Origin of the sequence: Bacillus sp. AR2-1, from assembly GCF_008368755.1 — a bacterium.
GTDB lineage: Bacteria > Bacillota > Bacilli > Bacillales > Bacillaceae_G > Bacillus_A > Bacillus_A wiedmannii.
Genome location: NZ_QORY01000001.1, coordinates 244,114 through 257,520 on the forward strand (window position 1 = coordinate 244,114; position 13,407 = coordinate 257,520).

Annotated in this window: 16 protein-coding genes; 9 read left to right on the forward strand and 7 right to left on the reverse strand. The window is 35.7% G+C overall.

Going from position 1 to position 13,407, the window contains the following annotated elements:
* Positions 1-37 precede the first annotated feature (37 nt).
* Together DT250_RS01280 and DT250_RS01285 are read left to right on the forward strand one after the other, a co-directional pair.
* The gene (locus DT250_RS01280; RefSeq protein ID WP_142310822.1) at positions 38-418 is read left to right on the forward strand and encodes a hypothetical protein; all 381 of its coding nucleotides are present in this window, start codon (positions 38-40) and stop codon (positions 416-418) included.
* A gap of 76 nt (positions 419-494) precedes the next feature.
* Positions 495-722, forward strand: coding sequence for a DUF3923 family protein (locus DT250_RS01285; protein ID WP_087984131.1), 228 nt, complete (start codon positions 495-497; stop codon positions 720-722).
* Between the two features lie 96 nt (positions 723-818).
* On the opposite strand, the gene DT250_RS01290 is transcribed toward DT250_RS01285, so the two are convergent.
* The 4 genes from DT250_RS01290 to DT250_RS01305 all read right to left on the reverse strand — a co-directional run bounded on the left by DT250_RS01290 (position 819) and on the right by DT250_RS01305 (position 3,891).
* A complete protein-coding gene (locus tag DT250_RS01290) occupies positions 819-1,367 on the reverse strand; it encodes a DUF2179 domain-containing protein (RefSeq protein WP_088064064.1) in 549 nt (182 codons plus the stop codon).
* Between the two features lie 200 nt (positions 1,368-1,567).
* On the reverse strand, positions 1,568-1,981 hold the full coding sequence (locus tag DT250_RS01295) for an ATP synthase subunit I (RefSeq protein ID WP_048546511.1): 414 nt from the start codon (positions 1,979-1,981) through the stop codon (positions 1,568-1,570).
* A gap of 52 nt (positions 1,982-2,033) precedes the next feature.
* Positions 2,034-3,362, reverse strand: a complete 1,329-nt coding sequence (locus tag DT250_RS01300; protein WP_046957914.1) for a hemolysin family protein — start codon at positions 3,360-3,362, stop codon at positions 2,034-2,036.
* Between the two features lie 121 nt (positions 3,363-3,483).
* Complete coding sequence (locus tag DT250_RS01305; protein ID WP_000285638.1) at positions 3,484-3,891, reverse strand: MerR family transcriptional regulator; 408 nt, start codon at positions 3,889-3,891, stop codon at positions 3,484-3,486.
* A 276-nt stretch (positions 3,892-4,167) separates the two neighbouring features.
* Between DT250_RS01305 and DT250_RS01310 the strand changes: the two genes are divergently transcribed.
* From DT250_RS01310 to DT250_RS01330, 5 genes are all read left to right on the forward strand, one after another.
* Entirely contained in the window at positions 4,168-4,962 is a 795-nt protein-coding gene (locus DT250_RS01310) for a glycosyltransferase family 2 protein (protein ID WP_048546514.1), read from the forward strand.
* A gap of 114 nt (positions 4,963-5,076) precedes the next feature.
* Entirely contained in the window at positions 5,077-5,844 is a 768-nt protein-coding gene (gene rfbF, locus DT250_RS01315; RefSeq protein WP_149212359.1) for a glucose-1-phosphate cytidylyltransferase, read from the forward strand.
* Position 5,845: 1 nt separating this feature from the next.
* Positions 5,846-6,901 carry a CDP-glucose 4,6-dehydratase gene (gene rfbG / locus DT250_RS01320; protein WP_048546516.1) on the forward strand — a complete coding sequence of 352 codons (1,056 nt, stop codon included), beginning with the start codon at positions 5,846-5,848 and terminating at the stop codon, positions 6,899-6,901.
* A 12-nt stretch (positions 6,902-6,913) separates the two neighbouring features.
* The gene (locus tag DT250_RS01325; RefSeq protein ID WP_088122708.1) at positions 6,914-8,137 is read left to right on the forward strand and encodes a class I SAM-dependent methyltransferase; all 1,224 of its coding nucleotides are present in this window, start codon (positions 6,914-6,916) and stop codon (positions 8,135-8,137) included.
* Positions 8,134-9,057, forward strand: coding sequence for an NAD-dependent epimerase/dehydratase family protein (locus tag DT250_RS01330; protein ID WP_048546522.1), 924 nt, complete (start codon positions 8,134-8,136; stop codon positions 9,055-9,057). Before DT250_RS01325 ends, DT250_RS01330 begins: the two co-directional genes overlap by 4 nt.
* Here the strand turns inward: DT250_RS01330 and DT250_RS01335 are convergent.
* Positions 9,026-9,811: a glycosyltransferase family 2 protein gene (locus tag DT250_RS01335; protein ID WP_149212360.1), complete on the reverse strand. Its 786-nt coding sequence runs from the start codon at positions 9,809-9,811 to the stop codon at positions 9,026-9,028. The two genes, DT250_RS01330 and DT250_RS01335, sit on opposite strands and share 32 nt — an antisense overlap.
* Positions 9,812-10,138: 327 nt before the next feature.
* Here DT250_RS01335 and DT250_RS01340 point away from each other — a divergent pair, with 327 nt between their 5' ends.
* Positions 10,139-11,023, forward strand: a complete 885-nt coding sequence (locus DT250_RS01340) for a DMT family transporter (RefSeq protein ID WP_088609545.1) — start codon at positions 10,139-10,141, stop codon at positions 11,021-11,023.
* Positions 11,024-11,066: 43 nt separating this feature from the next.
* Here DT250_RS01340 and DT250_RS01345 read toward each other — a convergent pair whose 3' ends face one another.
* Positions 11,067-11,888, reverse strand: a complete 822-nt coding sequence (locus DT250_RS01345) for a pentapeptide repeat-containing protein (protein WP_149212361.1) — start codon at positions 11,886-11,888, stop codon at positions 11,067-11,069.
* A gap of 195 nt (positions 11,889-12,083) precedes the next feature.
* On the opposite strand from DT250_RS01345, the gene DT250_RS01350 reads away from it, so the two are divergent.
* Positions 12,084-12,260 (forward strand): DUF1272 domain-containing protein, encoded by a 177-nt coding sequence (locus tag DT250_RS01350; RefSeq protein ID WP_048525140.1) that lies wholly within the window; start codon positions 12,084-12,086, stop codon positions 12,258-12,260.
* Positions 12,261-12,328: 68 nt separating this feature from the next.
* Here DT250_RS01350 and DT250_RS01355 read toward each other — a convergent pair whose 3' ends face one another.
* Positions 12,329-13,390: a lactonase family protein gene (locus DT250_RS01355; protein ID WP_149212458.1), complete on the reverse strand. Its 1,062-nt coding sequence runs from the start codon at positions 13,388-13,390 to the stop codon at positions 12,329-12,331.
* Positions 13,391-13,407 lie beyond the last annotated feature (17 nt).

The window sequence follows — 13,407 nt, forward strand, 5'->3', positions numbered from 1 at the left end:
TGCCAAAATCAAAAATCATTTGAAATTGGGGGATGTTATGAGAAAGAAATTAAGTGCTCTTCTATTCATTGGAATCATATTATCCGGATGTTCAACTATAGCAGAAAATTCTTTAGAAACTGGAAAAGGCAGTATTGAATTATTAACACCGACGATTACAACAAAAGATAACGAATTAGAATTTAAGACTGAAGGCATTGATGAAAATAAAGTGACGTTTATTTATGTCGCCAATAAAAAAGTATTGGAACAAAAAATTAATAATGGCGAATCCTACAAAGTTAACATTAAAGATATCGAGCACGCTCATAGGACAGATTACAAACCAAAAGTTCAACTTTTGCAAACGCAAGATGATCATAAAAATGGAGAGATGGTAACGTTTAAACAAGTTAGATATACAGTTAAAAAAAATTAATTTTATAGGTATTTCATTATAAATGTAACGAACGAAAATTCACTTTTAACAGAGGGTAAATGTAAGGGGTGCTAGCATGAAAAGAAGATGGATTTATTGGTGGATTGGTAACATATTTTGGATTATAACTTTCGGGATATTGGCAGCTATCATTTGGCTAAGAGAGGTTGATGGGACTGGTGTTACTCAAACACCTGAGCTGAAATTAATAGCCTTTATCGTTTTATTAATTGCATTTATATTACCACTAATTATTCAAGTTGTATGGTTACTTGTTAATCTGAGAAAAAGCAGAAAAAAATAACGCAGAAAAAAGAGAGGAATCTTTTTCAATATAGATTCCTCTCTTTTTTCTATGGGGCTTATACTGCACTTTTAAAGCTGCACAACTCCCTTCTCTTTACGATGCATGTTCATCTTTCTTCTTCATTAACGCTCTTTTCTTCATCGCCTTCGTTAAATATCCGCCTTTAAATGAACGGATTTCATAAGAAGACATAAACGCTTTTGGTGCAATTTGATTAATAATTTCTAACAGTTCTTTTTCTCTAGAACGCTTTGCAACGATATCTAAGCGATAACGTATAGAATTAATACCTTCGCCTTCAAATACTGTAACGCCAAATCCTGAGTGACGTAATTCATCTACTAATTCATTACAACGGTCTAGCAAACTAACTTGATACGTAATATAACCAATTGCTAATTTATTCTCTATATAACCGCCTAATAATAGTCCCGTACTAAAGCCAATGACATAGGCAATAATGTTCATCCAATTTGATAAATCTTGAAACACAATACCTAAACTGACAATGTAAATAGCTCCTTCTAACAATCCAACACCAGCAGCGGATCTTGTTTGATTCTTTACAAGCAAAATCGTACGGATTGTCAAAATTGGAACGTAAATAATTTGAAGCACAAAAATAAGTAACGCTTGTAACATTGGTATCCACCTCTTTCAAAAAGTCTTTTGTCATAATAACATACATAACCTTTAGAAATCGATGGGTTTTTAAATTTTTTTACATTATTTTTCATACTATTGAAAAACGTAAAAAAGAAGCGTATTATATTTGTCGTAAATTTGATTCCTTTCATTAGCTCGCTTTAAACACAAAAAGGAACCCCATTAGGCCCCTTTCATCATAGCTCTATGTTTTTCGAAGCCTGTTCTCTTTGCTTCTCTTCTTCTTTCACTAACTGCACATTTGCATAAGCTAAATTCGCAATCATTAAAAAGTGACCACCTAAAATGCCTGTACCGAATGCCCACATTTCCATTTCATGCTCAATTTCATACATAATAATAGCTCCTAAAATGGCTGCTGCAAATCGGTTTAAAACTCCTAATCCAGGAGCCTTTTCTTTCATTACGATACTTTTCCCGAGTTTCTCCACTCTGCGAGCCAATAACCAAAGGCAATATGCACTTACAGCTAATCCGATACCAAACCCTGTTACTTGTTTTCCAAACGGAGTAATCGTCCACATAAGTAGTAAACCACTAAAGATCGCATACAATTGTAATCGATATACACGTAAGGCTGCTTGAATCAAAATATCCGCTCCTAATTTCACATTTTTTATACTTTAGAAGAAAAGCAGCAACTTACACAGTTGCTGCTTTCTCTTCTTCTTGCTCTTGCTCCATCTTACGAATTTCAACACGTTTAATTTGGTAAGCATCTTTTTCTAACACTTTAAATTCATAACCTTCCGCCTCAACGTGTTGCCCTTCTTCAATTTCATGATTTTGCATCATAATCCAGCCACCAATTGTATCCACATCATCTTCTTCAATGTGTAATCCAAATAAATCTTTCACTTCGGAGATAAGCACTTTTCCATCAACGATTTTATGGTGCTCATTCACATGCTGAATTGGTGGTGCTTCATCTTCATCATATTCGTCACGAATTTCGCCGACGATTTCCTCCAAGATATCTTCAAGCGTTACAATTCCTGCTGTTCCTCCGTACTCATCATATAAAACAGCCATCGGAATTCGCTTCTTCTGCATTTGAAGTAATAAATCGTGAATTGGAGTTGTTTCCATCACTTCAATAATCGGACGCATATACGTGCGAATCGATGATAAATCTTCTTTATCGTTGTTCATATATCGAATAAAGAAATCTTTTACATTGACCATACCGATAATATCATCTTTATCTTCTCCAAAAATCGGATAACGTGTGTATCGTTCATTTTGGATTACTTTCATGTGTTCTTCTACTGAATCTTCCAGGTAGAAACCAATGATTTCTGTTCGCGGTACCATAATCTCTTTTGCAATACGATTATCAAATTCAAAAATGTTATTTACATACTTGTATTCAGCCTGATTAATTTCGCCACTTTCATAGCTATCTGAAAGGATAAGGCGTAATTCTTCCTCTGTATGAGCAACTTCATGTTCTGAAGCTGGTTTTAAACCGAATAAGCCAGTTACAACACGAGCTGAACCGTTTAATACCCAAATAAATGGATACATGACTTTATAAAACATCATTAACGGACCTGCCAATAACAATGTTACTTGTTCAGCCTTTTGAATTGCCATCGTTTTCGGAGCTAATTCCCCTACTACAACGTGTAAATACGTCATTAGCATAAAAGCAAGACCAAATGTTAATACTGATGAGATAGAAGGATTTATGTTCCATTTCTCAAATAACGGGTGTAGTAACTTTTCAATTGTCGGTTCACCTAACCAACCTAATCCCATAGCTGTAACTGTAATACCTAATTGACAAGCAGATAAATATTCATCTAAATTTGTTGTTACCTTTTTCGCTGCTAAAGCACCGCGTTTCCCTTCCGCAACAAGCTGATCAATACGACTTGAACGTACCTTTACAATCGCAAACTCTGCTGCTACGAAAAATCCAGTAAATGCGATTAAAATCGCAACCATGACTAAATTAAATATTTCCAATGAATCCCCTTAGTTTAAAAAACTAAGGTGTCCACCTCCTGTATACTATAATGTTTTCTTATTTGTTCATTAGAAAACATAGCCCGATACAAAAATTAAAGAGGTCGGATTTCACTTTTTTCTATAATAATAGAACAAGTGTCTGTATTAAAGCTGTCGTTTGACCAGATAAAGATTTCGATATTTTTTCACGTTGTGAATCAGTCAATCCATCTAAAAGCGGCTTTAACTCCGTTAACTCTGCTTCTAATCGATGAATATGGTCTGTCACTTCATTCACTTGTTTCGAAACGTGTTCATTGATACCGAGCAGCTTCTTCTTCTCCTCGATTTTCTCTTTAATCTCACAAAGCGGCATATGCATTTCTTTGCACTTCTCAATAAATTGTAATGTCTCAAATGCTGTTTCATCGTAATAGCGATAATTAGATTGAGATCGCTCCGCTTTTAAGATTCCTAGATTCGTATAATAATCAATCGTGCGTTTCGACACGTGAGCCATGAGAGCCAACTGTCCGATTCGATACACCTTCCCAACGATCTTCCCCCCTTGTTTATATTACTAACATCATACAATACATAAACTGTACAGTCAAACGTGACGGTTTATTATTCATAATTTATACAAAATTTCACATGCCATCTAAGTATGTAGTATATTCACACTCTATAACTCTATCCATATAGTTAGATTACTGTTTTTTCGATATGCCGATACCAAAATATAAAAATGGAATCACACATTCCTTTCAACCTTCCTTAATTCAAAACATATGATAATAATATTGAAATAAAATCATTATTTATGCAACTGGAGGAGATTAAAATCACTAGGACAATTATCTCTCACTTTTATAACGAGGAGTATTTATTACCATGGTGGCTTATGCATCATACAAAAATATTTGATCACGGCATATTAATTAATAGAGGTTCTACAGATCGTTCTGTTGAAATTTGTAAATTATTTGCTCCCAACTGGGAAGTACGAAATTCAAGATTCCTTGATTTCGATCCCACTAATACTGATATTGAGGTGATGGAAATTGAAAGAGAGGTTTCAGGTTGGAAAATGGTATTAAATACTACGGAATTTCTTTGTTGTAACAATGTAGAAGAGTTTTTCTCATCACTTCATACGTTAGGCCAAAATATGTATGCAATTAGAATGATTGTCATGATTGATAAGCATAATTACAATTATTCAAAACTAAGATATTCTATTCCGTTAGTAGAGCAACGATATCACGGGCTCTTTCCTTATAAACCAGAAATCGGCTGTGCCTGGAGATTTATACACAACCATCTTAACGGCGCATATTTACCAGGCAGACATTTTACGCAGCACCAACCTATCGTTTATAACTCCCCTTCATTCATTTTAAAATTTTATTTTAGCCCTTGGAACGAACATACAAAGGCAAGAAAATTACAAATTACACCTACTCTTTCAAAAACGGGTGTTCAAATGGGCCTTCAAACTCATTATGGTCAGTCCTCTGAGGAACTCGAAACTCGATTTTTAGAGCTTAGTAACATAACACAAGATCTACGTAATCACCCTGAGTATCAACAATTATTCCCTAAATTCAAACCTTAACATTTCTCACCCTATCATGTTCCACACATTTTTACGCACTTAGCTAAAAACCATACCATTTGTATTTCATATGAATACTGTATATATTATAAATTTTTATTTTAGGAGGAAAAAATGAAAGCTGTTATTCTTGCAGGTGGATATGGAACAAGGATTGGGGAAGAAACTCATTTAAAACCAAAACCTATGATTGAAATTGGAACAAAGCCTATTTTATGGCACATTATGAGTTTGTATAGTCATTACGGGATTACTGAGTTTATTATTTGCTTAGGCTATAAAGGATATGCAATTAAAGAATTCTTTCTAAATTACAACTTACACATGTCCGATTTTACGATACATTTAAGTGACAATACAATTACGAACCACTCTCATCGCATTGAACCATGGAAAGTTACATTAATTGATACTAGTCTAAATACCGAAACAGGTGGACGAGTTAAAAAAATACAAAATTACGTCGGGGATGAACCTTTCTGCCTCACTTATGGCGATGGATTAAGTAATGTAAATATAAAAGAACTCATTGCATTTCATAAAAAACACGGTAAAATGGCGACTGTTACAGCCGTACAACCTCCTGGTAGATTCGGTTCTCTCGTATTAGATAAACAGTCTGTCACATCCTTTCAAGAGAAGCCACTCGGGGATGGCGGATGGGTTAACGGTGGATTTTTCGTTTTAAACCCTGATGTTTTCAATTACATTAGCGGAGATAAATCTGTTTTTGAAACAGACACTTTAGTTCAGTTAGTAAACAAAAATGAACTAGCCGCATATCAACATTCTGGTTTTTGGCATCCGATGGATACATTGCGCGATAAAAATAAATTAGTCGAGCTATGGGAAAGTAATAACGCTCCGTGGAAGGTTTGGTAATATGGCTTCTTCATCTTTTTGGAATAAGAAAAAAGTATTTATTACAGGACATACTGGCTTTAAAGGCTCATGGCTCACCCTTTTTTTAACTTCTTTAGGCGCAGAAGTAATTGGCTATTCTTCTCATCCACCATCCATTCCAAACCTTTTTGAACAATGTAACGTAGCAAAAGAGTGCATAACAATTAAAGGCGACATTACAGATTACGATTCTTTATTACATGCCCTAAAACATCATAACCCTGACATACTATTTCATTTAGCTGCCCAGCCAATCGTCACCACTTCATACAAAAATCCTATCGAAACATTTAAGACGAATGTTTTAGGTACTGTTCACGTATTAGAAGCGGCAAAACATATAGAAAGTATACGCGGCATCATTAATGTTACAAGTGATAAATGCTATGAAAATGATGGGAGCGGTAACCGTGCATTCGTGGAAAGTGACCGATTAGGAGGTTTCGATCCTTATAGTGCTAGTAAAGCTTGTGCTGAACTAGTGGCAACTTCCTATCAAACCTCATTCTTCCGCACTAACACTCAGAATCTTGCCTCAGTAAGAGCAGGTAACGTTATCGGCGGCGGTGATTGGGCAAAAGACCGATTATTCCCAGATGTCATTCGTGCATATTTACAAGATGCTACGTTAAATATTAGAAACAAACACGCTATCCGCCCGTGGCAACACGTATTAGATCCTTTACATGGCTATATCCTTTTAGCTGAAAAACTTTGGAAAGACGCCGAATTTGCAGCGGCGTGGAATTTCGGCCCGATAAATGAACCTAACAGAACCGTTCATAATGTCATTCAATCTATAATGAAATTATGGAATAAACCACTAACAATACTTTCTCCTCATACAAACACTCCTTATGAATCACCTATTTTAACACTCGATAGTACAAAAGCAGTAAATAAACTCGGTTGGACTCCTAAGTTATCAACAGATCACTCTATCGCTTGGACTGTTGATTGGTACAAGAAATATGCATCTGGTGAAAATATGGAATCTTTCACGCGCCAACAAATCGATGCATTCAAAAATTTATAAGGGGGCTATAAAATGGAACTGAAAAAATGCCGTTTTTGCCACTCATTACTAACAAATACTTTTCTAGATTTAGGTGTTTCCCCTCTCGCTAACTCATTTGTAGATCCAGAACACTCATATAAAATGGAACCATTCTATCCACTGCACACGTTTGTCTGTCCCTCTTGTTTACTCGTACAATTAGATGAATTTGAATCTCCTCACAATATTTTTCATGACTATTTATACTTCAGTTCTTACTCATCAAGCTGGCTACTACACGCTAAGCAATATGTAGAAATGGCGATTAAGCGTTTCAACTTAACCAATCATTCGAAAGTGATTGAAATCGCGAGTAACGACGGGTACTTATTACAATACTTTCAAAAAGAAAATATCGAAACGTTAGGAATTGAACCAGCAAAAAATGTAGCAGAAATCGCTATCCAAAAAGGAATTCCTACTGAAGTGAATTTTTTCAGCAATGACTTTGCAAAAAAATTACCAAAAGCTGATTTAATCATCGCAAATAACGTATTGGCACACGTCCCGAACTTACATGATTTTGTCGCTGGTTTAAAAACGTTATTAAAACAAGACGGAACAATAACAATTGAATTCCCGCACTTATTAAATCTCATATCCTTTAAACAGTTTGATACGATCTACCATGAGCACTTCTCCTATTTCTCACTTATAAGTCTTCAAAAAGTTTTAGCTCATCATCATTTACAAATTGTCGATGTAGAAGAGCTTGCAACGCACGGTGGTTCCTTACGTATTTTTGTAAAACATCATAGCGACAAATCCACTATCCATTCCAGTGTTACAAAATTAATCGAAAAAGAAGTAGATCACGGGCTAAATACATTAGATTGTTATCTCCTTTTTTCTAAACGCATCGAGCAATTGAAAATAAATATTTTAAAGTTTTTTATCGAAGCAAAAGCTTTAAACAAACAAATTATTGGTTACGGTGCACCAGCTAAAGGAAACACCCTTTTAAATTATTGCGGAATAGGAAAAGAATTTTTAGCTTATACAGTAGATAAAAACCCTCACAAACAAAATCTCCTACTACCAGGAACACGCATTCCAATAAAATCTCCAGAAGAAATTAAGCGTACAAAACCTGATTACATTCTCATACTCCCTTGGAATTTGAAAGATGAAATTATGAAAGAATGCTCTTTCATTCGTGAATGGGGCGGCAAATTTTTAGTAACCATTCCAGAAGTTGAGGTAATTGAGCCATGAAAAAAATTCTTGTAACAGGCGGTAGTGGATGGATTGGTAAATATGTTGTAAATTCTCTTATACAAAGGGGCTATGAGGTGCACGCCACTTATCATACAAAGAAGCCTTCTCACATCCCTTGCCACTGGCATAAAGTAAACTTACTTTGTGATGAAGAAGTAAAAAAACTCATTTACGACATGAAGCCTAGTCATCTCATTCATTTAGCTTGGGAAGCAGTGCCGCCAGCTTGTTATGTATCTATTAATAATTACTATTGGCTTACATCCAGCATCTCATTGATTCAGCACTTCACAACATGCGGCGGAAAGCGAGTCGTTGTTGCCGGCACCGGCGCAGAGTACGAATGGTTTAACGGCGTACTATTTGAAGATTCACCGCTTCTTTCCTATAAAACACCGTATGCATTATGTAAAAACGCACTACACTCTTGGCTACAAACGTACGCTGAGCAAACCGGCCTCAGCATGTGTTGGGGCCGCATCTTTCATATGTATGGCCCTCACGAACAAGGGAATCGGCTCGTTTCTAACATTATCACTTCCTTATTAAAAAATGAGGAAGCACTATGTACACATGGAAAACAATCAAGAGATTTCCTCCATGTGAGCGACGTCGCTGATGCTCTCGTAACAGTATTAGAACATGGCGTTACAGGCACAATCAATATCGCTTCTGGTCAATCTGTACAAATTAAAGAATTAGCTTCTATCATTGCTAAAAAGTTAGGAAAAGAACATTTAATTAAACTAGGTACGATTCCTTTCTCTAAAGATGAACCTTTATTCGTCGGCGTTAATGTAGAGCGTTTAAAAACTGAAGTAAATTGGAAACCAACATACGATCTAAATACTGGGATCGAAGAAACAATTTTATGGTGGGAATCATTTATAAAAAAACATAACGATACGCACCACTAAAACGCAAATCCTTCGTCCCTCTCGCTAAATCCTTATACCATTCTTCTAATTTTTCAGGTGTAATAATATGATGTGTTCCCATTCCCCCATGCTTACTAGCTTCAGAAAGAGTCGGGCCAATTTGTAATTTCCTCTTTCTCATCGCATCGTTCCAAGGGCTGAAACCAAACCATGCAATACACGCAAGTGGCGGATAAATCATAGATTCATGTGCAGATAAATGTCTCCCAACCGTATAACTTCCGTGTTCATGATTATGAATAAATCTACCTCTTCTCCATAACGCCCAATCTTCTGGTAAATAACCATGAAATCGCTGTTTCATTAAAGGTATTCCAAAGTTAAGGTCCGGATAATTATAGTTAAGATCATCGACCATAATAAGCCCTTCCAGCCAATACATCCTCCCTCCCAATTCATTCAGGGATTTCCAAAACTGATTTTTATCTTGCACACAAAGAAACTCGGTCGTATTTAAAATTATTTTCCATCCTTTTACTTCTTGTTCTACCCTCATCACTTCATGATCTGTCGCTAATGCATCAAATTCTGGATTTGCAGAATCTCGTACTTCCCAGTGTGGTGCGAATTTTTTACAAATTTCAACCGAACGATCTGTTGAACCTTTATTAATTAAAATGCCATGATCAAACAGTTTCGTATGATGAGCAAGCCACCACGGTAATAAATACTCTTCATTGTAAAAATGAGAAATAACGGTTGTAGTTATAACAATCTCCTCCTCGTTCTCTATTAATCTACTTTTTCATCCTACTCTTACTATACTTATCAGTTATGTAATTGGTTTCTTTTATTTTTAAAATATGTTTTTCTACCATATACTATGCTTTCTTAGACAACCACCATTTTCTAAAGAAACATCCCAATAAACTGAAAATTAAGTTATAATATCTTTATTAAATTATGAAGGAGGAATGCACTCATGTACTACAACACTTCATTCGAAAACGATCAACCTGTAAGCCGTCTATAAACTAAGGCGGGCATTCATATAACACTTAACACTATGCCTCGTCTTAGGGAACTCATAAAACCCTAAAAATAGACGGAGGTACTTTACATGAAACAAACAATTTTAGGAGCTATATGTTTATCACTAGCAGCTAGTATATGGGGCGGTATGTATGTTGTTAGCAAATATGTACTCGACTTTATCCCACCACTGACACTCGTTTGGCTACGCTTTATTATCGCTTTCGTTGTTTTATATTTCATTTTGAAAATAGCTGAGAAAAAGCAAAAGAAAAAAGTAACCATTCACAAAAAAGATTGGCTACTCTTCGCCTGGATTGGATTTATCGGATATTTCATTTCGATTACTTGTCAATTTATCGGAACAAAATTATCTGACGCTCATACAGGCTCTTTAGTAACATCAGCTACACCTGCATTTATGGTTATATTTGCAGCGATCATTTTAAAAGAAAAACTAACCGCTCGTAGACTGCTATCTACTATCATAGCGACAATCGGTGTAATTATCGTAATCGGATGGGATATTGAAATTGGCTCCTATTTTATCGGTACAATCATATTAGTCGGGGCCGCTATTACGTGGGCTTTACTATCCATTTATGTGAAGATTGCTTCAGCTCGATTTTCATCCTTAGTTATTACAACGTACGCCATATTCTTTTCACTCTTTTTCATTACACCTTTTATGATATGGGAACTACAATCAACCTCTATCGAAACAATAAATACGTACGTAATATTAGGCGTAGTATATTTAGGAGTCGTCTCAACGGCAGGTGCCTTTTTCCTTTGGAATAAAGGGTTAGAATTAATGGACGCAAGCATCGGCTCGTTATTTTTCTTCTTCCAACCTATCGTCGGATCATTGCTTGGTTGGTTACTCTTAAATGAGACATTAAATATTAACTTTTTTATTGGTGGTATTCTTATTATATGTAGTGTTTTCATTACTACTTTTGAAAAGAAATGAAAAAATAGGCAGAGATTCTTAATCTCTGCCTGTTCCACATTCTTTACGCACTCCAATGCGATGGACGGGACAACACTTTCGGTAATTTCGTATGTTTATCCCCTTTCGCTGCATTAATTTGAACTTGCGTCAGAAAGATACTATTTGTAAAATCAGCCCCGCGAATATCTGCATCTCGTAAATCTGCTCCGATAAGATCTGCTCCTCTTAAATTTGCTCCATTTAAGTTAGCCGCAATTAAATAAGCTCCTCTTAAATTCGCTCCTTGTAAATCTTTCTTCTTCAAATTTGCTCCCATAAGGTCTGCTCCGCGGTGACTAATTCGTTTCTTACGCGCGGAATTCATTTCCTTCCAAACTAGCTCACTCGTTTCTAAAAGTAACACATTTACTTCCGCACGGTGTAATGGAATATTTACTTTCATTAACTCGTCCGCATTTAAATTTGAAAGGCGCTCCGTCTCTTCAATTGCTTTACTTAGTTCTTTATGAATCGATTGTGTTGCCTGTAAAAGAATAGCCTCATTCAAATACCAAAGCATTTCATGAAGTTGATGCATAACTGGAAAAGCATCGTACATTTTTCTCGCATACTTAGCATCTTTTCGCCAATCAATCCCGTTAAATGTAACTTGCGAAATCTTCTGCCCAGCGCCAAAACACTCAAATACTGTACAACCTTTATAACCTTTTCCTCTAAGGTTTTTATGTATGCTACATTTAAAGTCTGATTGTAAGTTAGAACATGGCTTCCCACCATCTTTATCCACCGCAAAATCTACCGATGCTGCGAACGGTAACGCCACGCAACATAGACCGAAGCATTTTTCGCAGTTTGCTTTTAAATGATCGTTATGATTAGTCAAAATATATACCCCCTGTTGTCTTTTGACTATTTCATAATATTCCAACTGCATGAAATAATCAATTTTAATATAAAAGGGCATCTTTCATTTCAAATCATAAATTTATCATGCAATTTCCTTTCAATTGAAAAAGACAGTTTCTATCTAATGAATTATAATTAAATTACAAATATTCAAATTAAAAGGAGACTTACTATGGCACTCGAAATGAAAACAAACTGTCAAATTTGCGATCAATCTCTCGAACCAAACTCTGAAGCTTACATTTGCGTGTATGAATGTACATTTTGTGCACCATGTACAGAAGAAAGACAAAACGTTTGCCCAAACTGCGGCGGCGAACTAGTACGTAGACCGAAAAAGAAACAATAAAAAGCAAAGCGATATCGCTTTGCTTTTTTACTGTTTTTGGGATATATAGAAATTCTACCAATCACAAATTAAACGTTCAAAAACTTCACACAAACAGGCTCTGGTACAATAACATCAGATTGTAACAATGTTAACTCACCTGTCGTTTCATTTCTTGAAAATAGCACAAGATTATGTGACTTTTCATTTGTAACAACAAGAAACTTTTCAGTCGGATCTAATACAAAGTCCCTCGGCCAATTTCCTTCTGTAGATGTATGTGCAACAAATGTAAGCTGACCTGAATTTTGATCCACACTGAAAACAGCGATACTATTATGACCGCGATTACCTGCATATACAAAGCGGCCGTCAGAAGAAATATGAATCGCACTTCCTTGACTATTGTCATCAAATTCTTTTGGAACGGTAGAAATATACTGCAACTCTGTATAGGACCCTTCTTCCGGATTATATGATAATGCAATAACTTCCGAACTAAGTTCAGTCATTACATACGCATACTTTCCGTTCGGGTGAAAAGCAATATGTCTCGGACCACTTCCTGGGTTTACAGACAAGCTATTTACTTCTTTTAACTTACTATCTTTTATTTCATACGTAATGATTTTATCAATCCCTAAATCAACACCAACCACATATTTTTCATCAGGAGTATATCCAGCGTAATGCGCATGTGGTTTTTCTTGTCTTTCTTTATTTGGACCAGAACCGTCATTTGCCATAATCGATGTAACAGGATTTACAGTTCCATCTTCTTCATTAACTACGAAAGACTCAATTGTTCCTTTATGGTAATTTGCTGTAACTATCGTACCGTTTTCACTATCCACACTAATATGACAAGGAGAAGCCCCTTCTACTACTTGTCTGTTTTGTTTCGTTAGCTCTCCTGTATAACTGTTAATCGAATAAGCAGCTACACCACCAGCTTCGCCTTCCTTAACAACAGAATAGAGATATTGATTATTTTTGCTAATCGTTACATATGTAGGGTTATCCAGCTTAGCCGCAAGCGTTACATTACTAACTTTTTGTGCTTCCGTATTTAAAGTAAAAGTATATATCCCTTCACTATTTTCTTTCGTGTACGTTCCAACATATCCAATAAACTCTTTGTTATCCGTCATTTTCATAACCCTCTCCC